Source organism: Burkholderia sp. S171 (genome assembly GCF_009766085.1).
Lineage (GTDB): Bacteria > Pseudomonadota > Gammaproteobacteria > Burkholderiales > Burkholderiaceae > Caballeronia.
The window spans coordinates 108,083-134,373 of record NZ_LMUF01000010.1 but is presented as its reverse complement, the minus strand read 5'-3'; the positions used below and the strand labels follow the sequence as shown (position 1 = coordinate 134,373).

General features: G+C 59.0%; 25 protein-coding genes. 9 read left to right on the top strand and 16 right to left on the bottom strand.

Features of this window, described 5'->3' with window-relative positions; all coding sequences use genetic code 11:
- Positions 1-21 precede the first annotated feature (21 nt).
- The 5 genes from GSQ93_RS06310 to GSQ93_RS06290 all read right to left on the bottom strand — a co-directional run bounded on the left by GSQ93_RS06310 (position 22) and on the right by GSQ93_RS06290 (position 5,267).
- Positions 22-750 carry an SDR family oxidoreductase gene (locus tag GSQ93_RS06310; RefSeq protein WP_158934770.1) on the bottom strand — a complete coding sequence of 243 codons (729 nt, stop codon included), beginning with the start codon at positions 748-750 and terminating at the stop codon, positions 22-24.
- Positions 751-775: 25 nt separating this feature from the next.
- The gene (locus GSQ93_RS06305; RefSeq protein ID WP_158934769.1) at positions 776-2,035 is read right to left on the bottom strand and encodes a sugar ABC transporter permease; all 1,260 of its coding nucleotides are present in this window, start codon (positions 2,033-2,035) and stop codon (positions 776-778) included.
- A 15-nt stretch (positions 2,036-2,050) separates the two neighbouring features.
- Entirely contained in the window at positions 2,051-2,854 is an 804-nt protein-coding gene (locus GSQ93_RS06300) for an ATP-binding cassette domain-containing protein (protein WP_158934768.1), read from the bottom strand.
- Positions 2,855-2,938: 84 nt separating this feature from the next.
- Positions 2,939-4,009, bottom strand: coding sequence for a sugar ABC transporter substrate-binding protein (locus GSQ93_RS06295; protein ID WP_158934767.1), 1,071 nt, complete (start codon positions 4,007-4,009; stop codon positions 2,939-2,941).
- A 253-nt stretch (positions 4,010-4,262) separates the two neighbouring features.
- The gene (locus GSQ93_RS06290) at positions 4,263-5,267 is read right to left on the bottom strand and encodes an AraC family transcriptional regulator (RefSeq protein WP_158934766.1); all 1,005 of its coding nucleotides are present in this window, start codon (positions 5,265-5,267) and stop codon (positions 4,263-4,265) included.
- Between the two features lie 540 nt (positions 5,268-5,807).
- On the opposite strand from GSQ93_RS06290, the gene GSQ93_RS06285 reads away from it, so the two are divergent.
- The 4 genes from GSQ93_RS06285 to GSQ93_RS06270 all read left to right on the top strand — a co-directional run bounded on the left by GSQ93_RS06285 (position 5,808) and on the right by GSQ93_RS06270 (position 10,372).
- Positions 5,808-7,223: a PLP-dependent aminotransferase family protein gene (locus GSQ93_RS06285; protein WP_158934765.1), complete on the top strand. Its 1,416-nt coding sequence runs from the start codon at positions 5,808-5,810 to the stop codon at positions 7,221-7,223.
- A 92-nt stretch (positions 7,224-7,315) separates the two neighbouring features.
- Positions 7,316-8,350, top strand: coding sequence for a carbon-nitrogen hydrolase family protein (locus GSQ93_RS06280; protein ID WP_158934764.1), 1,035 nt, complete (start codon positions 7,316-7,318; stop codon positions 8,348-8,350).
- Positions 8,351-8,362: 12 nt separating this feature from the next.
- Positions 8,363-9,430, top strand: a complete 1,068-nt coding sequence (locus GSQ93_RS06275; protein WP_216857579.1) for a low specificity L-threonine aldolase — start codon at positions 8,363-8,365, stop codon at positions 9,428-9,430.
- A 51-nt stretch (positions 9,431-9,481) separates the two neighbouring features.
- Positions 9,482-10,372 (top strand): PhzF family phenazine biosynthesis protein, encoded by an 891-nt coding sequence (locus GSQ93_RS06270; protein WP_158934763.1) that lies wholly within the window; start codon positions 9,482-9,484, stop codon positions 10,370-10,372.
- A gap of 143 nt (positions 10,373-10,515) precedes the next feature.
- On the opposite strand, the gene GSQ93_RS06265 is transcribed toward GSQ93_RS06270, so the two are convergent.
- The 3 genes from GSQ93_RS06265 to GSQ93_RS06255 are packed head-to-tail and all read right to left on the bottom strand — an operon-like array spanning position 10,516 to position 14,384.
- Positions 10,516-11,928: an aspartate ammonia-lyase gene (locus GSQ93_RS06265; RefSeq protein ID WP_158934762.1), complete on the bottom strand. Its 1,413-nt coding sequence runs from the start codon at positions 11,926-11,928 to the stop codon at positions 10,516-10,518.
- Positions 11,921-12,952 (bottom strand): LysR family transcriptional regulator, encoded by a 1,032-nt coding sequence (locus GSQ93_RS06260; protein WP_216857578.1) that lies wholly within the window; start codon positions 12,950-12,952, stop codon positions 11,921-11,923. The genes GSQ93_RS06265 and GSQ93_RS06260 overlap by 8 nt, the downstream gene beginning before the upstream one ends.
- Before the next feature lie 43 nt (positions 12,953-12,995).
- Positions 12,996-14,384 carry an MFS transporter gene (locus tag GSQ93_RS06255; RefSeq protein WP_158934761.1) on the bottom strand — a complete coding sequence of 463 codons (1,389 nt, stop codon included), beginning with the start codon at positions 14,382-14,384 and terminating at the stop codon, positions 12,996-12,998.
- Positions 14,385-14,693: 309 nt separating this feature from the next.
- On the opposite strand from GSQ93_RS06255, the gene GSQ93_RS06250 reads away from it, so the two are divergent.
- From GSQ93_RS06250 to GSQ93_RS06240, 3 genes are all read left to right on the top strand, one after another.
- Positions 14,694-15,521 (top strand): AraC family transcriptional regulator, encoded by an 828-nt coding sequence (locus GSQ93_RS06250; protein ID WP_158934760.1) that lies wholly within the window; start codon positions 14,694-14,696, stop codon positions 15,519-15,521.
- 75 nt (positions 15,522-15,596) lie between these two features.
- Positions 15,597-16,046: a cupin domain-containing protein gene (locus GSQ93_RS06245; protein ID WP_158934759.1), complete on the top strand. Its 450-nt coding sequence runs from the start codon at positions 15,597-15,599 to the stop codon at positions 16,044-16,046.
- A gap of 249 nt (positions 16,047-16,295) precedes the next feature.
- A complete protein-coding gene (locus tag GSQ93_RS06240) occupies positions 16,296-17,906 on the top strand; it encodes an MFS transporter (RefSeq protein WP_158934758.1) in 1,611 nt (536 codons plus the stop codon).
- Positions 17,907-17,996: 90 nt separating this feature from the next.
- Here GSQ93_RS06240 and GSQ93_RS06235 read toward each other — a convergent pair whose 3' ends face one another.
- Positions 17,997-18,323 carry a hypothetical protein gene (locus tag GSQ93_RS06235; protein WP_158934757.1) on the bottom strand — a complete coding sequence of 109 codons (327 nt, stop codon included), beginning with the start codon at positions 18,321-18,323 and terminating at the stop codon, positions 17,997-17,999.
- A 253-nt stretch (positions 18,324-18,576) separates the two neighbouring features.
- Here GSQ93_RS06235 and GSQ93_RS06230 point away from each other — a divergent pair, with 253 nt between their 5' ends.
- Positions 18,577-19,005, top strand: coding sequence for a MarR family winged helix-turn-helix transcriptional regulator (locus tag GSQ93_RS06230; protein WP_158934756.1), 429 nt, complete (start codon positions 18,577-18,579; stop codon positions 19,003-19,005).
- Positions 19,006-19,141: 136 nt separating this feature from the next.
- On the opposite strand, the gene GSQ93_RS06225 is transcribed toward GSQ93_RS06230, so the two are convergent.
- From GSQ93_RS06225 to GSQ93_RS06205, 5 genes are all read right to left on the bottom strand, one after another.
- Positions 19,142-19,615, bottom strand: a complete 474-nt coding sequence (locus tag GSQ93_RS06225; RefSeq protein WP_158934755.1) for a VOC family protein — start codon at positions 19,613-19,615, stop codon at positions 19,142-19,144.
- A gap of 141 nt (positions 19,616-19,756) precedes the next feature.
- Positions 19,757-20,494, bottom strand: coding sequence for a sulfite exporter TauE/SafE family protein (locus GSQ93_RS06220; protein ID WP_158934754.1), 738 nt, complete (start codon positions 20,492-20,494; stop codon positions 19,757-19,759).
- A gap of 281 nt (positions 20,495-20,775) precedes the next feature.
- Complete coding sequence (locus tag GSQ93_RS06215) at positions 20,776-21,087, bottom strand: hypothetical protein (protein ID WP_158934753.1); 312 nt, start codon at positions 21,085-21,087, stop codon at positions 20,776-20,778.
- A gap of 362 nt (positions 21,088-21,449) precedes the next feature.
- A complete protein-coding gene (locus GSQ93_RS06210) occupies positions 21,450-21,995 on the bottom strand; it encodes a DUF1697 domain-containing protein (protein ID WP_158934752.1) in 546 nt (181 codons plus the stop codon).
- Positions 21,988-22,899 (bottom strand): LysR family transcriptional regulator, encoded by a 912-nt coding sequence (locus tag GSQ93_RS06205; RefSeq protein ID WP_158934751.1) that lies wholly within the window; start codon positions 22,897-22,899, stop codon positions 21,988-21,990. The genes GSQ93_RS06210 and GSQ93_RS06205 overlap by 8 nt, the downstream gene beginning before the upstream one ends.
- Before the next feature lie 132 nt (positions 22,900-23,031).
- On the opposite strand from GSQ93_RS06205, the gene GSQ93_RS06200 reads away from it, so the two are divergent.
- A complete protein-coding gene (locus GSQ93_RS06200) occupies positions 23,032-24,126 on the top strand; it encodes a tartrate dehydrogenase (protein WP_158934750.1) in 1,095 nt (364 codons plus the stop codon).
- An 86-nt stretch (positions 24,127-24,212) separates the two neighbouring features.
- Here GSQ93_RS06200 and GSQ93_RS06195 read toward each other — a convergent pair whose 3' ends face one another.
- The gene (locus GSQ93_RS06195; protein ID WP_158934749.1) at positions 24,213-25,313 is read right to left on the bottom strand and encodes an aminotransferase class I/II-fold pyridoxal phosphate-dependent enzyme; all 1,101 of its coding nucleotides are present in this window, start codon (positions 25,311-25,313) and stop codon (positions 24,213-24,215) included.
- 98 nt (positions 25,314-25,411) lie between these two features.
- Positions 25,412-26,167 carry a helix-turn-helix transcriptional regulator gene (locus tag GSQ93_RS06190; protein ID WP_158934748.1) on the bottom strand — a complete coding sequence of 252 codons (756 nt, stop codon included), beginning with the start codon at positions 26,165-26,167 and terminating at the stop codon, positions 25,412-25,414.
- Positions 26,168-26,291 lie beyond the last annotated feature (124 nt).

Here is a 26,291-nt window from a genome sequence, read left to right as displayed (position 1 = left end):
AACTCGCCCCTGTCACGCGTTTCAGAGATCAACGCTGTTAGGAAGGATCACGAGATCGCGGATGGTCACATTACGCGGCCGCGTCAACATGAAGAGTACCGCGTCGGCGACCTCCTTGGGCTGCATCAGGCTACCCGAGGCGAGCGCCTCGTCCATCTTCGCCTTTGGCCAGTCGTCGAGCAGCGCGGTGACGACCGGGCCCGGAAGCACTGCGCCCACGCGCACACCATGTTTGGAAAGCTGGCGCCGGATCGTGTGGACGAAGGCCTGCACCGCGAACTTGGAGGCGGTGTAGATCGGCTCCCATACGACGGGCACGACGCCCGCGATCGAACTGGTGAAGATGATATCGCCCGATTTCTGCGCGACCATGTGCGGCAACACGGCGTGGACCGATCGGAACGCGGCGTTGATGTTGAGGTTCAGCATGCGATCCCACTCGTCTGGATTTCCGTCCAGCACGTCGCCGCCAACGTAGGCGCCAGCGTTCGCATGGAAGATGTCGAGGCCGCCGGCAAGGTCGAGGATCTTAGGCAGCAACGCGGAAACTTCCGCCGGCTGCAACAGATCCACGACCAGCGGAAACGCGTTCGGCCCCAGTTCTGCGCACAGTTGCGTGAGCCTGTCCTTTGCCCGGTCGATCAACACGACCTTCGCGCCTTCCGCGAGCAGAGTGCGCGCGCACTCGAGGCCAATACCCGATGCTGCGCCCGTGATGGCGGCAACCTTTCCTTTCATCGTGTCAGTCATTTACTGCTCTCCAGAGTTGCTGAAATTACGCGCGGCCGTGCGAGACGCGGGACTGCCGGGCGAGCGAGTCGACGATCACCGCAATCGCCAGCACCGCGCCGGTGATCATGAAACGCAGCGAGGACGACAGGTTCAGCAACGTCAGGCCGCTCGCGATCGACTGGATCACGATAATGCCCAGCACTGCTGAATACGCGCTGCCTCGGCCGCCGAACAGGCTCGTACCACCGATCACCGCCGCTGCAATGGCGTTCAGGTTCACGTCGCCGCTGCCGGCCTGCTGGCTGGCCGAGGCAAGCCGTGCCGCTGTCAGCACGCCGCCGAGCGCCGCAAAACTGGCGCACAGCACAAAGGCACTCATGTAGATGGCGCCGACATTGATACCTGCTCGCCTTGCTGCCTCGTGATTGCCGCCGACTGCGTTCATCGACCGGCCCCAGCGCGTCCTCTTGAGCGCGTAATCCATTGCCACCGCGAGGCCGAGGAAGACGCCGAACATCAGTGGCACGCCTCGTCCCTGGTTAAGGTAAGCAACCACGATCTCCAGCAGTACGGTGATGGCCAGGCTCCGCACGAGCAGGCTGCCCACCGACGGCGCAGAGAGATTGGACGCGCGACGGCGCTCACGGGTGCGCATCCCGAGCAGCAACATCACCGCGCCCGGCGCCAGCGCGAGGAGATACGAAACGGCAGCGGGGATGATGATGAGTTGCCCGAGATTCACCAGCGCCGAGTCGTAGGGCAGGTTGATCGACCCGGTAGCGCCCAGCACGTATAACTGCATCCCGAGGATAGCGAGCAACCCTGCCAGCGTCGCGACGAAGCTCGGCATGCCGAGCCGGGTGAGCAGCAGCGCGTAGATGGCGCCGACCAGCGCGCCAACCACGATGGCAGCGGCTATGGCCAGCAGCACCGGCCAGCCATGATTGACCCAGAGCATGCCTACCATGGCCGACGCAAAGCCGCTCATGGAACCCACTGACAGGTCGATCTGTCCCACCATCAGCACGCAAACTATGCCCAGCGAAATCACGCCGACCGTCGAGCAGTCGAACAGCAAATTCACCAGGTTGTTGGCTGAGAGAAATACAGGGTTCAGGCTCGTGAACACGGTCCAGATAATGACCAGGCCCGCGATGACCGGCAGAGATCCCAGATCGCCCGAGCGCACCCGTTCGACGAAGGCGCCAACGGCGCCGCTGATCCCCGTCGCGTGCTTGACGCGGATATCGCTGCGGTCGAGCAGCGTGGACGGCTTCGGCGCGTCTTGCATTTCATTGCTCATGATCGTTCCTTGGGTCTAGACGCTCTGTTCGGCCTGACGGCGGCCGGCGCGGCGCGACACAGCGTTTTCGGTGGCGCCAGTAATCGCGGCCACCAACTCTTGATTCGATGAGTCGGGATAGAAGATGCCGTTGTTGCGGCCGAGACGCAGCACCACGATCCTGTCGGCCACGGCGCGCACGTCCTCCATGTTGTGGCTGATCATGATCACCGCGTGACCGCGGTCGCGCACCCGCTCGATCAGGTTCAGCACCTCGGCGGTCTGGGCCACGCCCAGCGCCGCCGTCGGCTCATCGAGCATGATCAGCTTCGGGTCCAGCAGCAGCGAGCGTGCGATCGCCACGGTCTGGCGCTGCCCGCCCGAGAGCGAGGCAACCACGTCGCGCACGCTTGGAATGCGAGCCGACAGTTCGTTGAGCAGCGTCCAGGCCTTCACCTCCATCGCGACCTCGTCGAGGCGCAACGGATTCATCTCGCGCCCAAGGTAGATGTTCGCGACGACATCGAGGTTTTCGCACAGCGCGAGGTCCTGGAACACCGTGGCGATGCCGAGATCGAGCGCCGCGCCGGGATTGGACAGCGTGACCTCCTTGCCGCCGAAAGTGATCGTGCCGGTGCTGGGTTGATGGACGCCGGCGAGTACCTTCACCAGCGTCGATTTCCCGGCGCCGTTGTCGCCGACCAGGGCAACCACTTCGCCGGCGTGCACGTCGAGATCGATGTCCGTCAGGGCTGAGACCGCTCCGAAGTGCTTCGAGACGCCGCGCAGGCTCAGCACCAGTTCGCCGCGCTCGGATCGTGTTGTGGGGTTGTCAGTCATGGGACGGATACCTCATTGAAAGTAGAGAGACCCGGCGCGAGCCGGATCCCGTCCAGCATTGCTGCTGGATCAGTTCGTCACGGTTCAGTTCGTGATGCCCAGTTTCTTGCAGCCTTCGGCGTAGCGGTCGGTGCACAGGTCCTTGGCGCTCGCGAAGCCCTTGTCGACGACTTCCGCCTTGAGGTTCTGCGCCGTAATGACCGCGGGCTTGAAGAGCTGCGACGGCGTGTTGAAGAGCGTCGTTTCACCCTTCGGGGTTTGGCCTGACAGGAAGCCGACAGCCACCTTCGCCGCAGCGGCCGCGACGATCTCGCTCGGCTTCAGGATCGTGTTGTACTCGTCGCCCGCGATGATCAACTGGAGTCCGGCGAGCGTCGCGTCGTTGCCGGTCACCGGCGGCACGGGGTTGACGCCCGCTGCCTTGAAAGCCGCCACAGCCCCGCCGCCCGTGCCGTCGTTCGCCGCCACGACACCAACAATCTGCGAGCCAAAGCGCGTGATCTGCCCGCTGACCCATTGCTGGGCCTTCGGCGGCGCCCAGTCCGGCGTGTCGTACTCGGCCAGCGTCTTGTAGCCACTGCCCGCCAGGCCGGCATGGATGCCCTTCTTGATCAGTCCCGCTGCCGCGTCGGTCGGTGAACCATTGACCTCAAGCACGCCGCCCTTGGCTGTCGACACGCCCGTGTCTTTCAGGTGCTGGACCAGCGATTGCGCGATGGACTTGCCGATGCCTTCGTTGTCGAACGACACGTAGTAGTTGGCCGGTGTCGAAGGCACAGGCCGGTCATAGGCGATAACCTTGATACCCTGGCCCTGCGCCATATGGACCAAAGACGCGGCAGCAGTGGAATCCACCGGATCGAGGACGATCACTTTCGCGCCTTGCGCGATCACCGAGTTGAACTGCTGCTGCTGCGTCGAGACGTCGGCATTGGCGTTCTGATAGAGCACCTTGCAGTCCGGGCAGAGCTTCGTCATTTCGGCCTTGAAGCCCGGGAAGTCGTGCTGTTCGTAGCGTGTCGATGCCTGGTCGGGCATCAGGAAGGCGACCGTGCCGCTGGGCGCAGCCATGGCCGCCGTGCTGTTCAACAAGCTAAGGCTAACGCTCAGGCCTAGCACGCTGGCGCCAATCAGTTGGTTCGAAAGTCTGGTCATCGAATGTCTCCGTTTTTTTAAAAATTCCGGCGCGGATGCTGCCGTGGTTGGGCCTTGCTTGGGCCTTGCTTGGGCCTTGCTTGGGTTTTACTTAGGTTTTACTTGGACTTTATTTTGGCCGCGGGTGAGGCTTCTTGTTTAACTTCGTTCGTTTTTCTATTGGTGCCGGCATCCCAACCAGTTTCCATATACTCTGTAGTACACAATACATTTATTGAGGCCGCTCTCTACGGTCTGCCTGCGAAAACACGCGCTAGCCGAGCGCTTCCAAAGCGGGCTCAGCATCGGACGATTCAGTCGCGCTTGCAGCATTGAGCTGCTGGTATGCGCGCCATCGCGACGGCGACATCTCCTTGAGCAACAGGAACTGACGGTTGAAATTCGAGAGATTATTAAAGCCGACCTGATAGCAGATATCAGTAATAGTGAGTTCGCCCGACATCAGCAATTGGCAAGCGAGGTTAATGCGCAGCCGGTTCACATACTGCACGAACGGCACACCGGTATGGCGGCGGAAATATCGCGAAAAGGCGCTGGCGCTTTGTCCGGCGAGTTCGGCCAACTCTGTTTCGCGCAACTCTTGCGACAGGTTCTTGCCAATATAAGAAAGCACATGATTGATGCGCGTCTCGGCATAACGCGTCGGGTCCGCACGATAAGCGGCGCTCGCAAGCTTGACTTGTTCCGCGCTGTGCACGAGCAAGTCAAGCAACTCAATAAACAGCGTGATGCGCCGCATGCCTTGCGCGCCCAGCATCTCGCGCATGATTGGTTCGGCGGCCGCGCCCGTTTTCGGTGTGAACAGCACGCCCCAACGCGATGCATCGAGTAAGGACTCCACGCACTTGAGCTCCGGGAACACCTTGATGGCGTTCGCGACAACCTCGGCATCGAATTGCAGGATAAGACAGCGTTCGTCCACACGCTCGCCCGGCGACACATTGCTCACCCAGTTGTGCGGCAGATTCGTTCCGGTCATCACGAGATTGCCGGGCGCAAAGTTGCCGATGTAATCGCCTACAAAGTATTTGCCCGTTGTCGACGTAATGACCTGGATTTCGTATTCGGGGTGGAAGTGCCAGCGCACCGTGCGATAAGGATAACCGTGCGACCAGACCTTGAACGACTCATCGCGCGGGACGGCGACCAGTTCGAGGTCCGGCTGGACAATGTTCGCGCGCCGGGCGTCCGTGCGCGCGGCGCGGCAATAGGCGCACACTCCGCATTGACACACCGTGGCACTCTGAATGCTGTCCATCTGTCTTCCTCCTGACCGCTTCTTTTTTTGGGCGGTTCGCATAAACCGGGTTGCGCCACGCCATGTATGCAAGTTAGCCCTGTCGCGGATATTTCACCACTGAAATTGAGACCGCAAACTGATACTAATTTGCATTCGGGTAAGTCCGTAGGGTATCAAGAGTCAACTTTTGTGCAACGCAGCAGCTACGCGGACATGCAAATTAAGGCGCGGATATTTAGCGAGCGGTGCTTGTGAACGCAGCGACCATTGCGCGATAGCGGACATGAAAACGGGCGTCAACAGTCACCCGGCAAACAAGATCGATCGCGATCTGTTCCAGCGTTATTGCCGATGTCTGTTTATAGCCAGAGAATTCGCTGCAGAGCAATATATTGGCTTTAGTCCGCCACAACCCACCTCAAGCACGAGGCCAGGAGCCATGGCGCCCCTTCAGGCCAGTATCTCGAGTTGCGCCAATTTTCACGCCGCGTTTCGGCTAGTATGCGTTGAAAACCGCCCTTAAGCCCCGTCGCAAGTCTCCCAAAACCGGTCATCTCCATGCCCTCTAGTGACGAATTTCTGCATGTATCGCTGGCCGCCACGCTAAGCGCCGAGATCGCGCGAGGCTTGTGGTCGGGTGGACAGCGCCTGCCCTCAGTCAGGCAACTGGGCAGGACGCACGGCATAAGTGTCACCACCGTCCTTGCGGCTTATCGGCTGATGGAGGACCGCCGGCTGATCGAAGCCCGGCCGCAAAAAGGCTTCTACGTGTGTTCGAACGCCCACCGGCTGACCGCTCCGGAGGGCCTGATTCTTCGCGCGGAGCAGGCAGACGAGTCCTTATCAGTTGAAGCTATGCATTGGTTGAACGAGTCGCCGGGGTTCGTGTCATTTGGCACGGCACTGTGCGGAAAGGACCTATTCCCCGTCGATGCGTTGGGCCGCAGTATTGCGGCCACTGCACGCAGACATCGTGATTTGCTGGTCGAGGTATCGTTTTCACCGGGATCGAACGCGTTGCGTCAAAGCATTGCTTCCCATGCGTCCACCTGGAATTGCCAGCTTGCCCCCGACGATCTGTTGATCACCAATGGCTGTGTTGAAGCGTTCGGTCTCTGCCTGCAAGCCGTCGCCAAGCCGGGAGATCTGATCGTCGTCGAGTCTCCCGCTTACTACGGATTTTTATCGACGATTGCACGGCTTGGCATGATCGCGATGCCATTGTCATTCTTTCCCGATCCCGTTGCGGCACTATCCGCGATTGCCAGAGTTGCCGCCAACCATCTCGTGGGTGCATGCCTTGTCTCGACCAGCGTCAGCAATCCCAGCGGTCTCAGCATGACGACCGAGGCCAAGGAGACACTCGTTGATTCCCTGGATCGTCTTGGCGTGCCGCTCATAGAAGACGCGACTTTTTCTGATCTTCATTTCGATGCGGTCCAGCGGGCGGCCAAGTCCTACGATCTGACGGGAAACGTCTTGCTTTGCAGCTCCCTGACTAAAACGCTGGCGCCCGGGTTGCGAATCGGCTGGGTTGCCGGGGGCAGGCATCAAGACACGCTGGTGTCGCTCAAGCGCACCATGAGCATTGGACAGCCGCTTCTCATTCAGGAAGGGGTCGCGGAATATCTTCGCACCGGCGGGTATCACTATCACCTTCGTCAACTGCGAAAGAAGTGTCAAAGCCAGGTCGAGAAAACCGCTCAATTAGTACTGCGGCATTTTCCGGCCGGCACCCAGATCTCGATGCCAAGCGGTGGATACCTTCTATGGGTTCAACTACCGGATGCGGTATCAAGCATGGACGTCTACCGCCTTGCACTGCGTGAAGCCATCACCATTGCACCCGGAACCCTGTTTGCGCCTGACGACCGGTTCGGCAACTACATGCGCCTTAATTGCGGAGGGGAAATCGACGGTGCACGCTCGGACGCGCTTGTCCGGCTGGGCGCAATCGCGTGCAAGCTTGCTTGAAACATGACTGCTCCAACGAATTCGCCTGGCTCTGTATATCGACGCCGAACGAAGGCAGTTACATACTCGGCCATCAACGACCGAGAATCACTATGAAAACTTTTCCAGCATTCCGCGCTGCGGCGTGCCACGTTGCGCCCTACTACTTCGATACCCCCCGCACCATCGACAAGGCTTGCGCACTGATTGCGGAGGCAGCGGGAAATGGCGCCGAACTGATTGCGTTCCCCGAAGCGTTCGTCTCATCGTTTCCTGTCTGGTCCGGCGTCTATGCACCAGTCGACGTGCATGAGTTTTTCGTGGGCCTGGCCGGCAGTGCGATTGAAGTGCCGGGTCTTGAGGTGCGGCGCCTCCAGGAAACCGCGCGTCGCCACGGCGTCTTTGTTTCCATCGGCATCAACGAAGGAACGCCCATTACTCCGGCATGCGTGTGGGATACGAACTTGCTCATTGGCGACGATGGAAGGTTGTTGAACCGTCATCGAAAACTGGTGCCCACCTATTGGGAAAAACTCACATGGGCCAATGGCGACGGTAGCGGACTGCGTGTAGTCGATACCCGTATCGGAAAAATCGGCGCACTCGTTTGCGGCGAAAACACCAATTCGCTAGCCCGTTTTGCGCTGCTGGCTCAAGGCGAAAACGTGCACATTTCGTCGTTCTCCCCGCGTTGGCCCACGCATCCCCCGGGCGAGGCGGCATACGATCTGGAGGCTGCCATCCGCCTTCGCGCGGGCGCCCATTCATTCGAGGGAAAATTGTTCAATATAGTGGCGTCCGGCTTTCTCCCGCCAGAAGCTATCGACCTGATTTCTCGCGACAACAGCCGTGCCCGGCAACTGCTTGAAGAATCGCCCAAAAGTGTATCGATGATCTTCGGCCCCGACGGTCGCGTGATCAGCGACACCTTGCGCGATGAAGAAGGCATCGTGTACGCGGACATCGATCTCGCAAAATGCGTTGTCCCCAAGCAGTTCCAGGACGTCGTGGGCTACTACAACCGCTTCGACGTATTCCATCTCAATGTGAATCGACGCCCGCTCACACCGGTGGAATTCAGCGATGCTGGCGCGGTTGCAGATGATGCGGATACGTTGTACGGTCCTTATATTCCCGCCATCGAGTGACGTTGATCCACCATGCCGACCCATGAGAAAGCGCGCATTATCGATTTATACAGCGACACGAAAACTGTCCCGACCGCCGGCATGCGTGCGGCCATGGCGGCAGCGGAAGTGGGCGACGAGCAAGCCGATGAAGATCCGACGACCCTCGCGCTATGTGCGAGGGTCGCAGAGGACCTGGGCTATCCGGCCGCCGTCTTCATGCCTTCCGGCACGATGTGCAACCTCGTGGCCACGCTCGTGCATACGCGTCCGGGTGATGAGATTATCGCGGACTCCGAGTCGCACATTTGCACCACCGAAGCGGCGGGCGCAGCGGCTATTGCCGGTGTAGCGCTCAATCCTGTTTTCGCCGAAGACGGCGTGTTCACCGCCGATCAATGCCTCGCTGCGATTCGTTTTCCCTCACGCACGGCACCGCGCTCCGCGATGGTCTGCATCGAGCAGACAACCAACTTCAGCGGCGGCGCCGTATGGCCTCTGGACACGCTGCGTGGCGTACGCGACGCCGCGCTCGGCGCGGGACTCAAGACTCATATTGACGGAGCCCGCCTGTTCAACGCGACGTGCGCAACGGGTATTCCGATGCGCGACTATACGCAAGGATGGGATAGCGCCTGGGTCGACTTCACCAAGGGCCTGGGATGTCCTGTTGGCGCGGTATTGTGCGGCAGTGCTGATTTCATTCGCGATGCATGGGTGTGGAAATATCGTCTGGGCGGTGCGATGCGTCAGTCTGGCGTGCTGGCGGCTGCTGCGATTTATGCGCTCGACCATCATGTCGACCGCCTCGCCGACGACCATGCGAACGCCAAGTTGTTCGTGACACTTTTGTCGGCCGAGCCATCGTTTGTATTCAGCACGCTGATTCCTCAATCGAACCTGGTGCTGTTCAGCTTGCAGGGCCTGCTGGCCGATGCAGCCACCTTTGCACGTCGTGCAATCGAGCGAGGCGTACGGATTCGCGCGCTGCCCAATGGGAGAATCCGTGCAACGACCCATCTCGGCGTCACACGTGAAGACGTTGTCGCTGCTGCGGCAATCTTGATTGCCACAGCGCGTGAACTACGGTCGAGCGAGTGAACGAGAAACCACGCCATTGCGCCACGGTCCTCACCAGACAGGAACTTCATCTTGAACAATAACGCGCAACTCTACCTGGTGGACGTGTTTACTCAGGATTCCTTCCGAGGCAACCCGGTCGCTATCATCATCCCCTCAGTGGAGCCGTCACCTAAGCGTATGTTACAGATTGCCCAGTGGCTTGGCTTGCCGGAAACGGTGTTCATTCTCCCGCGCGGCGTGGAAGCGAAGGCGGAAGCGGACTACGCCGTAAGAATCTGGTCAACTATTCGCGAGCTTCCGTTTGCCGGACATCCCTCTATAGGCGTCGCGCATGTCTTGCTAAGCAAAGGAATCATTTCAGCAAGAAACGGTAAGTTCATCCAGCGCAGTCCCGCAGGGTTGGTGCAAATGCGTGTGGAAGTAGTCGAAGATCAGCATCGAATCTTTTTCCAGACTCCAATTCCCGACGTGCGGAGCGTGAATCGCGTTGAGGGTGCCGCGGTAATAGCCGCGCTAAGGCATCCATCCGGGACGGATCAGATATTCATCGTCGACGCCGGTGCGCGCTGGCTAGTCGTCGAACTGCCCGCGGCGTCGGATGTAGACCGGCTGCGTCCCGACTTCGACGCGATCAACAGCCTGAGCGATGTTCATCAGGTCTCGGGTATTACCGTTCTCGGATCAACGGGTTTGAGCGACGTGCACTATGAAGTGCGTTCATTCGCTCCTGCTATCGGTGTTCCTGAAGACGCCGTATGCGGTGGGGGAAATGCGTGTGCCGCCGCGTTGGTTGCGTATCGGAATGATTGGCGCGTGGGGTCGGCAACGCACGTTGCCGGTCAGGGGAAGCAGGTTCATCGCTCTGGCCGAGTGTTTTGGGAAGGTCCGGACGCCGACAAGCGCATCGAAATTGGAGGATTCGCTGTTACCGTTTCCGAAGGATACTGTCTTTGTTGTTAACACAGCCGGGAGCATCGCGCACCACATTGACAGTACTCAAGTAGTCCGGGTCGAAGTCGCTTGAGAACCGCGCGCCCGTCGTTCCATTTCGCTTGCGCGCCGCAACTGGGCTCGCAACAACGCGTGCCCGTGATCACTCTCGCTTACACGCCGAAAACCGGATGCGAGGCCTCTTGAATAGCGGCCAACGCATCGTCTGCGGCAAGCAGCCCGGACTCCTCCAGAATGGTCCGCAGCGGGCGACCTTCGGCCACGGACTGGCGGGCCAGTTTGCTCACGCGAGCGTAGCCAAGTTTTGGCACGAGCGCGGTTGCCATCGCCATTGAATCCATCAGGTGTTGCTCGTTTCGCGCGATATCGGCCGTGATACCGGCAACGCATTTCTGCCCGAACCGTTGGATGCCATGGGTCAGCAGCATGATGCTGTCGAACACACGGGACGCCACAACGGGCTCGAAGTGATTGATTTCCAGTTCGCCATACTGAACCGCCTGCGAGACAGCCACGTCATTCCCGATGACAGCAAAACTCAACTGGATCATGGCCATTGGCAAGACCGGGTTAACTTTGCCCGGCATGATCGACGAGCCGGCCTGAGCTTCAGGAAGCCGCAATTCTCCCAACCCCCCTACCGGCCCGGATGACAGCACGGTCAGATCCGACGCGACCTTCGCGAGAGACGCAGTGCAGGTACGCAGTTCGCCTGATACGCGAGAAAACACGTCCATATTCTGCATCGCGTCGAACGGGTTCGACGGTGCCACATAGTCCACGCCGGCGATGCTCGAGAGATGCTGATACACAGCCGATCGATATCGTGCAGGCGCACCAAACCCCGTACCGATCGCAGTACCGCCGAGCGGAAGCGTGCGCAGTTTGTCGCGTACGGCCGCGAGCTCTTCCGCCAGACGCCGGGTAAGCGACGCGTAGCCGCCAAAAACCTGCCCCAGTCGCATCGGCTGCGCATCTTGAAGACAGGTACGGCCAAGATGGAGGATATCGGCGAACTCTGTCGCCTTGGTGTCGAAGTGCGCGGCAAGTTGCTCTATCTCCGCAACGAGCGGTCCGAGCATGGCGTACGTCGCAATCTTCAGAGCGGCCGGATAAACGTCATTCGTCGATTGCGAACGGTTGACGTGGTCATTGGGATGGATCACGTCGTATGACCCGGGTGCGTGCCCTAAATGCTGCTGCGCCCGATTGGCGATGACCTCGTTGAAATTCATGTTCGTCGAGGTTCCGCCGGACCCTTCCATCAGATCAATGATGAGTGAGTCATCAAACCGTCCTGCAATAACTTCCTGACACGCGTTCACGATCGCATCACACTGCTGCGCAGTCAGCACGTCGTTGTCACGATTAGCCAACGCCGCAGCCCACTTGCATTGTGCAAAGGCGTCCCGGAACTGCGGATAGTGCGCAATGCTGAGCGGCGAGATACTTAGATTATCAGCACCTCTTACCGTATTGACGCCATACAGTTTGTCGCCCGGGATGGAGACTTCACCAACGTAGTCGCGTTCAGTGCGTGATTCAGTGTGAGCAAGCTTATTCATGTGCGTTCCTTTCGCCAACAGTAATCAGTTCTTCAATGCCCTGCCCGAGTGCTTTCAGCCTGGGCAGGAAAGACGTTTCAATCACCTCGCGCGCCGTGTCGCACGCGTCCTCAAAAAAGGCGCTGTATTCGTCACGGCGCGCGACCAGATAAAGCGAGCGTTCAAGTCCCAGGTTGTCCACCACATGCGTGGTAACCGCGCTTGCATAGGCTGCGCCCTGCAGCAGGCACATCGGCGAAGTCACCGCCCATCCGATCCCCTCGGCAACCATCGAAGTCAGGGCATCGGCGTTATCCAGTTCCAGACGGATCGGCATACGCAGATCGATCCGGCGCAGGTAGCGCTCGATCTGCATGCCAACCTGCGAGGTCCGGTTGAAGCGTACGATCGGCAGCGAGTTTGCGAGGACACGAATGTCCTCGACAGTCCGCACGGACCTGTGCTCGTCCTTTGGCGTGATGACAAGGTATCGCTCTGAGAAGAGCTGGTACCGCACCACGTCGTTGGCATCCATCAGCGCGTCGCTGGTGACGATAAGATCCAGGTCCCGCCTTAGCAATGCTTCGCCCTGCTGAGGACTTAATCCGGTTCGTATGGATAGCTTTGAAACCTTCCCCAACAGGCGCTTGGTAAAGACCGACCCGCAAGTCGCTGCAAACGAGTCGACCAGTCCGATACGCAGGTCGGGCCTGATCCCCTGCCCTGCTTCAACAACTTGGGCCTTCAGGTTCGCGATTTCCTCGCTCAGTATTGCGCCGCGGTTTCGCAGCGCTATACCGAACGGCGTCAGCGCCAGCGGCCGGGTGGTTCGATTGACGAGCACTACGCCGAGTTCATCTTCGAGCTGCCGGATGATCTGGGAGACACCCGATTGAGAAATCCCCATTCGCGCCGCCGCACTCGACATGCTGCCTTCTTCCGCGACAGCGACGAATACTTGTACCGCGTGCATATCAATTGGCTTCGGCGACATGGTGTGTTTTTCCAGAACGTTGTCCTTGCATGACACCGCAGGATAAGTCATCTTGCGCGTCGCGTCGGAGCATCAACCGAGCATCAACCGTTTCCTAACTCCGGTTGCCGTCCGAAGAAGCGGCAAGCACGACACCCTGTCCCCCTCTGGCTGCAGACTCGCTTTCATTACTTTGATCGGGTTTCATGTCCGACAGGTTTTCACCGCCTGTTTCCGGCGCAAACACATGGCAGAAGATGCCACCGAACACCAATACACCGACGCACACGCCGAGTGCCGGGTGAATGCCAACGTGCTGCACCGCCAACGGAAGAAGGAACGTGCTGATAGCCGAACCAAACCGGCTGGAAGCGACGACCAGTCCAACTCCCGATGCACGCAGGTGCGTCGGAAAGAGTTCGGGTGGATATACGAACTCAAGGTTGGCGGCCGCTGAGAGAATGCAGGCGAAGAGACCGAAGGCGACCATGGTTCCTATCGGCCCAAACCCCGCGTAAGCAAGTATCGCCAGGGCCAGCGCCGCGAGGTAGAACGTTCCAATGAGGAATGCACGGCGCGACAGCTTGTCGACAATCAAAAGACCAATGATCGCGCCAGCAAAGAGCAGGACGTTATAAATAAGGCCGCCCACAAAGTTGTCCTTGACCTGTAGGGCCTGAAGCACCTTCGGGGAAAACGTGCCTAGCGCAAAGTACGGGACGACCTGACAGGTGTAGAAAACGCAACCGACCAGCGTGTTCTTGCGCCAGCGCGGCGAGAGCAATTCCGACCATGCGCCACGCCGTTGCGGAGACATGGCTGACGGTTCAGCGAGGATGACTTCAGGCCCGAATTTACGACGAATAATTGCAAGCGCCTCTTCGCGCCGACCGCGTTTCATCAACCACATCGGCGACTCCGGCACGCCCAGCCGGAATGGAAGAATAAGCAGTGCCGGGATCCCGCTCGCAGCAAGCATGACCCGCCATGCATCGGGTCCAATGTCACGAACAACGAACCCGATGAGGTAGGCGCCGACATAGCCCGCAGCCCATGCAGCGGCCAGCACGCTGAGCAAGCGGCCTCGGTAACGGCGTGGCGAAAACTCGGTCACGAGTGATTTGCTTACGACGTAGTCGGCTCCAAGAATCAGTCCCAGCAGAAGGCGCAGGACCAACAGTTGTGCCGGTGAAGTCACGAAATATTGCGCCGCCGAGATGACCGCAAACAACAACATGTCGAACGCGAAGATGGTACGGCGGCCGTACTTGTCGGCGATCGGACCCGCGAACATGCTTCCAAGAAACAGGCCCGCCAGGGACGCCGCGCCAAGCAGCCCCATCCAGAGAGGAGTCAAATGAAGGGACACGGATGCCATGCTTACCGCGATGCCGATGATCCCCAGCACGAAGCCGTCGCTAAACTGGCCTCCTGTGCCGCTGAACGCTACGCGCAGATGGAAGCGGCGCAGAGGAAGATCCTCCAGCAATATCTGTGTGCTCACTTTTATCTCCCGAAACTTTCGTTATCACGGCGCGTGGTGGGTCGCCTCGGAAACAAGTGTAGAGAGACAAATTCAAGAAAACAGCATGTCTGATGGCAGTATCAATCAATCTAATACTATGTCATGCAGCGGCTGAAGTTGAGCGCGCGGTCGCGAGTGTTGGCATCAATCGCGCGTGGGCTGCCCCGTGCGACAATTCAGGTAGCCGCTGCGTACCCTACCGCGCGTGAGCGCCCGTATCGCCGCGCGACACCTCAGGCCATCAAAGGCCATCAAAGGCCATCAAAGGCCATCAAAGGCCGACCCATCATGAACCGACAAGCCCCGCTCTCATGCCCCGACTGGGTGAAGCGCGCCGAGCCGATAGAAGGCGTCGAGCGTATCGAAGCATGGTTTCACGGCAACGCGTATGCCATGCATCGGCACGACACCTATGCGATTGGCCGCACGCTGGCTGGCGTCCAGAGTTTCAGTTATCGGCGCAGCCAGCAAAACAGCTTGCCCGGCAACACGATCGTGCTGCACCCCGACGAGGCTCACGATGGTCAGGCGGGCACCGACGAAGGGTTCCAGTACCGGATGATCTACGTTGAGCCCGCGCTCTTCCAGGACGTGCTCGGCGGACGCGCACTGCCGTTCCTCGAAGGCGGCGTGACGACCGACCCGCGTCTAGCAGCGGCAACCTCGACATTGCTGCAGCACGTCGGCTATACGCTCGAGCCGCTCGAGCAGAGCGATGCACTCGCCGAACTGGCGCACGCGCTTGCCGCCGCTGCCGGCACGCCCGCACGACGCGCAAAAGGCGACTTCCTCGCGGCGCGGCGCGCACGCGACTATCTGCTCGCAGACTGCGCACGCGTCGTTACGCTCGACGAACTCGAAGCGGCGACGGGTCGCGATCGCTGGAGCCTTTCGAACGACTTTCGTACGTTCTACGGCACGAGCCCGTATCGGTATCTGACTATGCGGCGCCTTGATGCGGTGCGCCGCATGCTGCTCGGAGGCACCTCACTCGCTCACGCCGCTGCGGCCGCGGGTTTTGCTGATCAGAGCCACATGACGCGGCATTTCGCGAAGACATTCGGACTGACGCCGGGGCGCTGGCTCCAGGTCGCGGGCGGCGTCCAGCGCGGCTGAAACACCCACAATCGTTCAATACGGCCGCAAGGAGCCTGCGTATCCTCGACGCATTGCCCCCTGACGGAGAGAACGATGTCCCAATCCCAATCCCATTCGCAATCCCAAGCTTTAAACCACACCACCGCGCCGGCCGAGCGTGGCCAGTGCGAGTCCATCGACCTGACGGCCAAGATCGCGCTGATCGACGGTCACTGGCAACCGCGCGTTGTCGCTGAAATGAACGACTATCAGTTCAAGGTAGTGAAGGTCGAAGGCGAATTCCAGTGGCACCGTCATACCGATACCGACGAAACGTTCATCGTGCTCGAAGGCGAATTGCGTATCGATTTTCGCGCGGGACCTTCGGGCGACGGCTCGATCGTGCTGCGTGCCGGTCAGATGGCGGTGGTGCCAAAGGGCGTCGAGCACAAGCCCTGCGCAAACGCGGAAGTGAAGATGCTGCTGATCGAGCCGCGAGGTGTAGTGAACACGGGCGACGGCGCGACGGACGAGCGTACTGTTGAAAACGATCAGTGGATTTAAAGCGGCCTCCGGCCGCAGTAGCTGCCGGGCTGTGGCAGTGACTCACAAATGCGTCGCTGCTAAGCGGCAGTCAGCGATGCAATCACGCCCTGCAGCAGGTCCTCCATTATTCGTGTTTCCCGACAGATGAATTCGCATTGTCTTTCTTTATCCATAACGCTGACACCCCTAGGATTGATGCAAGCTCAAAACCGGGAGAGGCGCAGTTGCGCCATTCCTGTATTGCATGAACCTTAGGGAATCTTATCGATGCTCCAGCGCACCACGAATGCTTCCCCGACAGTGCCGCGATCCGCGCGCGCCAAATCCCTTGTTCTCATTGCGGTGATTTTGGCCTGCATCAGCTTGCCTTTAAGTCTTTCGGCGGGACCCGCTGCCCAAACGTATATCAGTCGTGACCTTGCAGGAGGGACCGTTGCCCTTTCCTGGATCACCAATGCCTTCATGCTCGCCTGCGGCAGTACCCTGATGGTGGCGGGTGCGCTTGCCGATCACTACGGCCGCAAGAAAATCTTCTTCGTTGGCATGTTGGTCATGACGATCGTTTCGCTGTTGATGCCGCTCGCACCCAGCGTGTTGTGGATTGACTTCCTTCGCGTTCCGCATGGTCTTGCGGCTGCTTGTGCTTATGCCGGCGGCGTGTCAATGCTGGCCCAGGAATTCGAAGGCCCGGTACGCGTCAGGATTTTCAGCCTTATCGGCATCGCGTTTGGCGCAGGCCTCGCCTTCGGCCCGACTCTGGCCGGCATTCTGATCGCTTTTTCCAGTTGGCACGCGGTCTTTCTCAGTAGCGCGCTGATCAGTTTTATCGCACTGATACTGTGCATTTTCTTCATGACGGACAGCAAGAATGCTTCGGTGCATGGCCTCGACTGGGCCGGCGCCGGCACCTTCACCCTCATGCTGACACTCTTCACCTTCGCGGTGGTTGAAGCCCCGGTATATGGATGGACGGGCCCGCTTGTCTTGGGACTCTTTCTGGCAAGCGCTCTGGCACTGGTCCTGTTTGTTGTGATCGAGACGAAAGTCTTGAATCCCATGCTCGATCTCAGCCTTTTCCGCTATCCGCGCTTCGTGGGCGCACAGCTTCTGCCGCTCGCGACCGCGTATTCGTATATTGCGCTGCTCGTTATTCTGCCGTTGCGGTTTATCGGAATTGAAGGGCTCAATGCCCTGGATGCCGGGATACTGATGCTGTATTTCTCAGCGCCGCTGCTTTTTATTCCGTTCCTTTCGGCAATGCTGACCCGTTTTATTCCGGTTGGCATCCTCTCGGGTTTGGGCATGCTCATCTCGGTCTCAGGGCTCTTTCTACTCACCCAGGTGCCACTCGGAGACGATGGCATCCTGATGCGCGTGGATCTGCTTTTGATTGGCCTGGGCGCCGCCATTCCATGGGGGCTGATGGACAACCTAGCCGTGAGCGTTGTCCCTAGCGATAAAGCCGGGATGGCTGTTGGTATCTTTGGCGCTCTGCGCGTCTCGATTGATAGCACGGCCATGGCCATTGTGGGTTCGTTGCTGGCGTTTTTCGCCCGGCAAACGCTGACCGACATCAGGCCCGATCAGAATCCGGATACGCTGGCATCAGGTGCGGCGCAACTCGCAGCGGGAACGCTGGCGAAAGCCGAATCGATCCTGTCGGGCTTCGATCACGTGCACCTGCTTATGGCCTATGACCTCGCGTTCAAGAAGCTTCTCTGGGTCGCGATTATTCTGACCCTGGCTGCTGCCGTTCTGGTCTTTGCCTTGCTTGGGCGGGTTCGCTCCGACCACGGAGAAGTTGGACAAGAAAAGGAGGACGACACGCCTCGTGAAGTATCGGCACCGTTGGCGCAAGAATCCCCGGCCCTGGACTAGTGATTTCCTGATTTGCGTGTTCTATGCCGGCCAGTACTGTCGCTTGACCTTCACGTCGTGGCCGACACGCTCAGCGAAACACATCGCCCGTTATCTGTTGACGGGGAAGCCACCATGAAAAGGCCCGAACGTCCGGGCGGCGAAGATTCCCATGAACAACGCACCAAGACCGGCGGTGCCAGCGTCCGCCGTGACACGTATGTCGAAATTTCCAACCCGGAAGATCAGAAGGTAACCCACCGCGACGTTGAACGCTCCCCACAACACATTAACGGTTGCAGAGGACAGTCCTTTTCCCCGCGGAGTGGCGAATGGACTCTGAAAAGACCGACCCATCATTCCACTGACGAAGTGTGGAATCGCGTTGGAAAAAACCGCTCCGCCCAGGAAGTAGGAAAGGTACTGATGCCAAGACATTTGATGGTTCTCCAATCGTCATCACAGTGTGTATTGAGGCCGCCTTGTGCCGCCAAGCGGGTGGTCAATGTGTTCCGTAGCACGTCTGCCGATTCGACACGGCAACGGCAGGCCAACGCATGGTTAAAGATTCTCACTAACCAGCTAAACTTGCAAGTTAACCTTTTAAGTTCATCTTGCAAGATAGGCTTGCGAATTTAGCTGATGACATTCATCATTGACAGACGCTCAACCCGACCGCGTTTGAAAAATCATGCCTACGAATACTTTCGAGCAAGCTGTCATCGATTTAATGCAAGCGGTGGGACTGCTCTTGCGACGCACGCGCAACGAATCCGATGCCGGTGAGCTCTCGATGACAGAATCGGTCGTCGTGGCGCGTCTGGCCAATGACGGGCCCGCCACTACCGCGGCACTCGCGCGCGCCGAAGGGATGAAGCCGCAGTCGATGGGAACGACCGTTACGTCGCTTGAGAAAATGGGCATCGTAAAACGCACGCCGCATGTTACCGACGGGCGGCAGATGCTTATCGCGTTGACGCCAAAGGGCGTTCAGTTGCGCAAAAAGAATCGCGAGGCGAAGCAGATGTGGTTGTCGCAGGTGATCGCGGAACTCGATGCAAAGGAGCAAGCCACGCTGTTCAAAGCCACCGCGATCATCAAGAGGCTGGCCGAGAAATGAGCGATCGGCGTTGGGGTCCCTGAAACGTATGAGATGAGCACGAGCTAAGCACGAGCTGCTCATAAGCTAAGCGTCGGCTGAAAGCGGAGAAGGTTAACCGACGCTCTATCCTGCACACGATGTACGAGGTGTTTTGTTAATCCGTCGTTTCCGAATAAGCGGCTGTCAGCGCAGCCACGTCGAACTTCACCATTTTCATCATGGTTTCGGCAACGCGCCGTGCCTTGGCTTGATCGGGGTCAGCCATCATCCCGATGAGATCGTGTGGAACGATCTGCCACGAGACACCGAAGCGATCTTTCAGCCAGCCGCATGCGTCGGGTGAACCACCGCCCTCGAGAAGCGCGTTCCAGTAATGGTCAAGCTCCTCCTGATCCTCACAGCTGACCATGAGGGATATCGAATGATTGAACGGATCGGGGCGCCCGGAACTCATGGCGATGAAGGGCTGCCCAAAGAGCACGAACTCGACGACCTTCGTGGAACCGGCGCTTGACACAGCGGTGACCCGGGTGACGCTCGAATCTGGAAAGATATTCACATAAAAAGCAGAGGCCTCCTCAGCGTCCTCCGAGTACCAAAGAAAAGGCGTGATCTTTTGAATCGTCATGGCAAATCTCCTGTCAATGTTTGGCCAAATCCGCAGACAAACCGCATGCTGCCATTGATACGACGAAGGATGACCATCAAATTCGACACGCCGAGAAGAAAAAATCCACTTTTTTGGCAACCGGTCCCTAAAACCCGGACCTTACAAGACATGTGACTTCCAGATCATCTGAAACGCAGCGGCAAGTATAAAAAGCAGCACCAGAATCCGGAATGAGCCCGGCGGCAGTTTGTCGCGAAGCGGGCGCACAAGCATGATGCCGATAATGACGGGAATACTTGCCGCGGTCGAAATAGCGATGTCGGTCAGGCTCGTGTGAGCGCCTCCGCTGAAAGTGAGAATCAGGGTGACGATCGACACAACGAGAATGATCGCGATCTGTTTCGTAAATGCCTTGCCAGTTGCCCCTGTCGCGATCAGATACATTGCAAGCAAAGGGCCGGGAACCGACGCGATACTTTCCATCACGGCCGCGCCAAACCCGAACACAAAACCCGCGGGCCTGGCCAGCCGAGGCGAAAGCGTAAGCTTTGGCGCCGCGAGCAACAACAGCGCAGCTAGCATCAATAGGCCACCGGCCGCGGCTTGCGCGCGATGCGGCGCGAGTGAAATCAAGACCGTCACGCCCACGATATTTCCCAGCACGGTGCCAACAAGCGGAGCCGCAATCCGGCGAACGGTGGGCAGCATCTCGCCGCCTTCCAGCGCTTGCGGGATGTTGCCGAGAATAATTGGCATCGACAGAAGAAGCACTGCCTGCTTGATCGGCAAGAATTGACTCAAGATTGGCATTGCAACGAGCGGCACGCCAATGCTGACAATCCCTTTGACCATGCCACCAAGCACCAGCGCGACAACGACCCCGAGTATTTCGGGCATATTGAGCGCATGAAGGCTAGCGCCGAGAACGCCGTCAGTAAAATTAATTTGGGCCGCCGTGAGAATGAGAGACGCCTTGGCCGCCGTGCGATACAAACGACCGAATCGTATGGATTTGCGTTGGAGACCCAACGCATTTCAAAGGCGATTATTTTAGCGCCAACTGCACGGCTTCATTGCCTGTGTCATGTGGCTCGTCAGTGCCGCAAACGTTTAAGTAGATCAGCGGTGGCGCTAACGCCTGGACCATACAGGCATGCGCTCGCTCATTTACTTCCGCTCTACTCGGAAAATCCCGCCGGCGGACGCGGTCGAAAACCCACGATCACAGCATTGGCATCTGCGAAAAATACATCCGGGAAGATTGTCGAGACCTGGGTCAGCGCAGTGCGGGCTGCCGTGAGCATCATCGATAGTTGCTGATCTGATGCCGACTCACCGAACAGCAGCCGTTGAACAAGTGCTACGCCGCCGATCCTCGCAAAGAGGCGCAAAACGTAGCCAAGGGAGGAATTGGTCAGCATTTCAGCGCCGTATGTGTCAGCAAGCGCTGTAAGGACGGCAAGTTCCACCTTGTTCGGTCGACGGGGCACGCGAGGCTCCGTTTGGCTTGTCCCCCTTAACGGCATGCCGCCGCGCGAAAGCGTGACGCGTGACTCCCGCGCAACAAGCGGGCTCTCTGCATCGAGAGCTTGAATCCCCGACCTCAGCCCCGCCCTGAATGCAGAAATGGCTGCGTCCATCCTAAGCACGAGACGAGCAGTCTCCTGGCTGGCTTGATCTGGCATAGGTTCGGACATGGGGAAAACTCAAGTCGACGGTGCCCAACTTTACACCGGAAATGCACACCCCACAAAGTGCGCGATGCGCCGCGCGAGCGAGCTTGTACAGACCCGGATCCAGAGCCCCTTTTCGCGCAAGCGCATAAGCCGGAGCCCGACACCGTTGCAAACGCTCAGGCATGTTTTTGGACTAAACGAACGATGGTGTTCCAACTACGCGTTGTAACAGGAATACCGAGGAGCTTCTCAAGAAATGCGTTGGGACTTCCTGGCGAATTTCCGACTTTGACACTGAGGCTAAACGCCTCGGAATGGGTTAATTGCAGCACCTTTACGTCGCCACGTTTCGATTCCAAGGGTAGCTGCAAAGCGGACGAATCCTCTGCTGCATGAAGGAAGGACACACAGCACGCGTGAACGCTATTCGACTCGATTTCGCCGAAAGGGTCGAGCGTGATGAGCTGAGTCAAATAAGCAATGGTGCGAATGTAGCCCGGCTCTTTAAGACCACACGTTCCACGAAGCGTCTCGCAAGCACGATTGAGCACTTTTTGCGGTTGACTGCCAGGGCTTGTTGTGAAGACCATGGTTCCATTTGTCAGGAACGAAGACGCCGACACCGCGCCTGCGGCAGCGAACGCTTCTTCGAACTGGACCTTGGTAGGGCAATTCGGCCGTCCGAGATTCAAGTTCCGAAAGAAGGCAACGTGCTTATTCATTTCGCAAGGCAAGGATGAGGAAATCGACAAACGACTTAACGCGCGGGGTCGTTTGCAGATGCTGCGGAACGACCGCGTAAATATCGGCATCCGGAGTCCGGTAGGCCTGCAATACGTGTATCAAGCGGCCGTCGCGCAAGTATTCGGCAATGTCCCACTCTGCGCGCATCAGGATGCCGTGACCGTCAAGCGCCCATTTGACTGCGATCTCGCCATCGTTCGTAGTGAGGTTGCCTCGGACCCGTATGACCTCGGCTTTCTCCGTCGCGCCGCGCCCCGTTATCAACCGCCAGATGCCGTAGCCATCATCGCCCTGGCGTATGCCGATGCAATTGTGCTGCGCGAGATCCTGAGGATGCCGGGGAAGTGGATGATCAGCAAAGTAAGCCGGTGCGGCGCAGAGCAAGCGCCGGTTCGGCGCTACCCGCCAGGCAATGACGCGCGAGTCCGGCGCCTCGCCGAACCGCACGCATACATCGAAGGAATTTTCGCTAAGGGGAGGAGGATCGACCGATAGCTGCAACTGCACGTCGACCTCAGGATACAGCTTAACGAATCGCGAGATGACAGGGGCAATATGACTGCGGCCGAAACCCAGCGTGGCATTCACGCGCAGCAACCCGCTCGGCGCAGCCGTCGCGCCGCCAAGCAGCTGCGCGAGCTCATCCATGTCGCTAAGGATTTTCCGCGCACGGGTCGCGTAGAGCTCGCCCTCAGGCGTGAGGCTCATCCGGCGGGTCGTCCGGCTCACCAGCGCGACGCCTGCGCGCGCTTCCATTTGAGAGAGGTGCTTGCTGACCGCCGCCGTGCTTAATCCCAACTCGCGCGCAGCGGCTGTCAGGCTGCCACAGCTCGCCAGGATGGAGAAAAAACTCAAGTCTTCTGCCTGTATTGGAGAGGTCATTGAGAGATCACTGGGAAGTCATTAGCCACAACATTATTAACTCAAAGTTAAAGACAGTTTAACTCCGGCCGCGTTTTGCGGGCTAGTTGCGCTTTAGCATGGCCGCATGTTTTCCAATTTCAGAGTCCACCGATGAAGCGTTATCAGATCGCCACCATCCCCGGAGACGGCATCGGCAAAGAAGTGGTGCCGGCAGCACAGGAAGTGCTGGAAGCACTGGCCGCGCAAACGGGTCGCTTTACGTTCGAGTTCGAAAACTTCGTCTGGGGCGGCGACTACTACCGTGAGCACGGAGTGATGATGCCAGCCAACGGCCTTGATGCGATCCGGCATAAGGACGCCATTCTGTTCGGCTCAGCCGGCGACCCGGCGATCCCCGATCACGTCACGCTATGGGGACTCCGCCTCAAGATTTGTCAGGGCTTCGACCAGTACGCCAATGTGCGTCCCACGAGAATTCTGCCGGGCATCGATGGGCCGCTTAAACGCTGTGGTCCGGCTGATCTCGACTGGGTAATCGTCAGGGAAAATTCAGAGGGCGAATATTCAGGGGTTGGCGGCCGAGCGCATCAAGGCCATCCGATCGAAGTCGCAACCGACGTTTCGATCATGACGCGAGCAGGCGTTGAACGAATCCTGCGTTTCGCCTTTCGCCTCGCAGCGTCGCGTCCACGCAAGCTGCTGACCGTTGTCACCAAGAGCAATGCACAGCGCCATGCAATGGTGATGTGGGACGAAATCGCCCTGGAGATTTCGAAGGAGTTTCCGGATGTCACATGGGACAAGGAACTCGTTGATGCCGCCACTGCGCGCATGGTGAATCGTCCTGCTACGCTTGACACGATTGTCGCGACCAACCTTCACGCCGATATCCTGAGCGACCTGGCTGCTGCCTTGGCCGGAAGCCTGGGCATCGCGCCGACGGCCAATCTCGATCCTGAGCGCCGCTATCCGTCCATGTTCGAGCCCATCCACGGGTCAGCGTTCGACATCATGGGCAAGGGACTCGCGAATCCTATTGGTACGTTCTGGTCAGTCGTCATGATGCTCGAGCATCTTGGCGAAATGGACGCGGCGCGCGTAGTGATGGAGGCCATTGAGCACGTGACGGCGAATCCCGCAACCCATACAGCTGACCTTGGCGGCACAGCAACGACCCGTCAAGTCACCAACGCAGTCTGCGCATTTCTCGCGGCGCATTCAACGCAAGCGCCGCAGGTTGCCTGAACGTGGTGCGTCAGAATGCTCGCCCCTTGCACGCAAATCGACAAGACGACTATCAACGTTGAGGGCGAGTAGACCTACCCACCTGCTTAGCAGCGCAACGCCGTAGAAATCCCCTTGAGGCCCGCTTCAAGTTCTGCGCGAGTCGGCCAGCCATATCCAAGCCTGAAGTACCGGTCGGACATTTCGAACCAGTGACCCGGACCTACGTAGGTCCCCTGCTCTTCAATCAGCCGGCGATAAAACGCGTCGGTCCCGCCTACAGGTTCGGATCGCATGCGCGGAAAACAAACCACGCCGCCCGCAGGCTCGACCCATTCAAGCAGATCTTCACCTGCAATCCAATTGCTTATTAATTCCAGGCGCTTGCGCATTTCGGTGAGCGTCGGTTCCAGAATCGCCTGCTTGTTGGAAAGAATCTGCTCGCCCACCCATTCGTCGATCACGCTGCCGCAAATGCTGATCTGCTCCTTCGCCGCCAGAAAGAGTTCCTGCAGCCGCGCATCCTTCGTGACGATCCATCCAAGCCGCAGGCCCGGCGCCCCATACGCCTTCGACAACGAGGACACGCTGATGACATGCGAACCTAACGATGCCGCGAGTGGCAACAGCCGACCATATGAAAGATCGCGATAAGTTTCGTCCACCAGCAGATAGCATCTACTTTTCCGCGCAAGCTCCACGAGCGCGTGCAACTCGGCCTCGGACACCACGACGCCCGTTGGATTGTGCGGGCATGTCACGCTGATCACCTTCGTTCGAGGCGTGATCGCTGCGGCGAGCTTATCGAAATCGATTGCGAAGGACTCCTCGAAAAGAAGATCGATATGCGTGATGTCGCAGCCGATCGCCTTCGGCGTTTCCAGATTCGTCGCATAGTTCGGACGGACCACGACCAGATGATCGCCCGCGGTTAGGAGCGCCGTGGTGATGATAAAGAGTGCCCCCGCTGCACCCGTCGTAATCAGAACATCATCGACGCCAAGCCCCGTGCTGTCACCGGCGATCAGCGACCGCAAGGCCGGGCTGCCCCGATGCTCGCCATAGAGCAGCTTCAGGTCCGGCACCTGCAGATTCAGGCTGGCAAGGGTCTGATCGGCGATCGAGCTTTCCGACAGATTGTATTGAATGCGCCCATACCCGAACTCTTCGGGGGACTCGACTTCGATGGACATCCGGACGTATTTCATCAGCCTCTCTCCACGTAAATGAAGGGCTTATGGTGACAGCCTGCGAAGGCCGCCGCCATCCCTCCACGGAGGGATCGGCTTGGCGCGTCCAAAGCCGTTCAGTCGAGCTGCCTCTGCAGGGCGAACAACTCGGCAAGCGAACCGACACCGAGCTTGCGAAAGATCTGCTTGCGATGATCCTTCACCGTATGGCGACTGATGCCAAGACGAAGCGCGATTGCCTCCGAGCTGCATCCGATCAGCAGCATTCCCGCAATTTCGGCCTCCCGCCGCGACAACGTCGCCATCAGCGCCGCCGCTGCGGGCTCCCGTGGTCCGCTTAGCACGGCCTGCCGGTCGAACGCCGCCGCCATTGGCGCGCCGAGGGCCGCCAGATCCTGCAGCTTGCCGGCGGACAACCTGCGTGCCGCGCGTTCGCGGTAGAAACTGAGTTCGACCACGCCCCCGCACGCCCCGAAGTACAGCCCGATTTCCTCCATTCGCGCGGGCCATCCCACCGTGCGGTAGCCGAGTTCCTCGTCCTCGCTCTTGATGAGATACGGCCGCACGTTTTCGCCGATGCCTTGCGCTCCAATCTCGTAGTCGCGCGCGCGAAATGCGCCAGGATGGGCGAGGGACTGCAGTACGGGATTCAGGTGATGCGTCACGGCGACGTAGTTCTGGATTCCCTGCGTGCCGTGCGCCGCATCGAAGTTATCGAACATGAGACCCGGCTTGTCATCCCGCCGATGAACGACGACCGCCGCCAGTTCGAAGCCGAGCCAATCGAGAACGGAGCGTGCCGTTACCGCCGCGAAATCGGGGTTGCCCATCGCGCCGATAATGCGCGGGAGGATAGCTGTCTGCGCTTGCATTTGAGGAACGCCTCGTGGAACGCTTGGGGTGCGGCAGATTGAATGACTGTCGGCAGCCCCTCCGGAGAGGGATGCACGAATGATCGAAGACGTGACACGATCATGGCACCGGCGCGGCGACATT

Bases quoted from the DNA above. Each gene is read 5' to 3' on its own strand.
- GSQ93_RS06230 (WP_158934756.1), top strand. From the start codon at position 18,577: ATGCCTACGAATACTTTCGAGCAAGCTGTCATCGATTTAATGCAAGCG.
- GSQ93_RS06195 (WP_158934749.1), bottom strand. From the start codon at position 25,313: ATGAAATACGTCCGGATGTCCATCGAAGTCGAGTCCCCCGAAGAGTTC.
- GSQ93_RS06265 (WP_158934762.1), bottom strand. From the start codon at position 11,928: ATGAATAAGCTTGCTCACACTGAATCACGCACTGAACGCGACTACGTT.
- GSQ93_RS06275 (WP_216857579.1), top strand. From the start codon at position 8,363: ATGCCGACCCATGAGAAAGCGCGCATTATCGATTTATACAGCGACACG.
- GSQ93_RS06250 (WP_158934760.1), top strand. From the start codon at position 14,694: ATGAACCGACAAGCCCCGCTCTCATGCCCCGACTGGGTGAAGCGCGCC.
- GSQ93_RS06280 (WP_158934764.1), top strand. From the start codon at position 7,316: ATGAAAACTTTTCCAGCATTCCGCGCTGCGGCGTGCCACGTTGCGCCC.
- GSQ93_RS06285 (WP_158934765.1), top strand. From the start codon at position 5,808: ATGCCCTCTAGTGACGAATTTCTGCATGTATCGCTGGCCGCCACGCTA.
- GSQ93_RS06220 (WP_158934754.1), bottom strand. From the start codon at position 20,494: ATGCCCGAAATACTCGGGGTCGTTGTCGCGCTGGTGCTTGGTGGCATG.
- GSQ93_RS06290 (WP_158934766.1), bottom strand. From the start codon at position 5,267: ATGGACAGCATTCAGAGTGCCACGGTGTGTCAATGCGGAGTGTGCGCC.
- GSQ93_RS06205 (WP_158934751.1), bottom strand. From the start codon at position 22,899: ATGACCTCTCCAATACAGGCAGAAGACTTGAGTTTTTTCTCCATCCTG.
- GSQ93_RS06235 (WP_158934757.1), bottom strand. From the start codon at position 18,323: ATGTCTTGGCATCAGTACCTTTCCTACTTCCTGGGCGGAGCGGTTTTT.
- GSQ93_RS06300 (WP_158934768.1), bottom strand. From the start codon at position 2,854: ATGACTGACAACCCCACAACACGATCCGAGCGCGGCGAACTGGTGCTG.
- GSQ93_RS06225 (WP_158934755.1), bottom strand. From the start codon at position 19,615: ATGACGATTCAAAAGATCACGCCTTTTCTTTGGTACTCGGAGGACGCT.
- GSQ93_RS06245 (WP_158934759.1), top strand. From the start codon at position 15,597: ATGTCCCAATCCCAATCCCATTCGCAATCCCAAGCTTTAAACCACACC.
- GSQ93_RS06295 (WP_158934767.1), bottom strand. From the start codon at position 4,009: ATGACCAGACTTTCGAACCAACTGATTGGCGCCAGCGTGCTAGGCCTG.
- GSQ93_RS06190 (WP_158934748.1), bottom strand. From the start codon at position 26,167: ATGCAAGCGCAGACAGCTATCCTCCCGCGCATTATCGGCGCGATGGGC.
- GSQ93_RS06310 (WP_158934770.1), bottom strand. From the start codon at position 750: ATGACTGACACGATGAAAGGAAAGGTTGCCGCCATCACGGGCGCAGCA.
- GSQ93_RS06240 (WP_158934758.1), top strand. From the start codon at position 16,296: ATGCTCCAGCGCACCACGAATGCTTCCCCGACAGTGCCGCGATCCGCG.
- GSQ93_RS06210 (WP_158934752.1), bottom strand. From the start codon at position 21,995: ATGAATAAGCACGTTGCCTTCTTTCGGAACTTGAATCTCGGACGGCCG.
- GSQ93_RS06200 (WP_158934750.1), top strand. From the start codon at position 23,032: ATGAAGCGTTATCAGATCGCCACCATCCCCGGAGACGGCATCGGCAAA.
- GSQ93_RS06305 (WP_158934769.1), bottom strand. From the start codon at position 2,035: ATGAGCAATGAAATGCAAGACGCGCCGAAGCCGTCCACGCTGCTCGAC.
- GSQ93_RS06260 (WP_216857578.1), bottom strand. From the start codon at position 12,952: ATGACTTATCCTGCGGTGTCATGCAAGGACAACGTTCTGGAAAAACAC.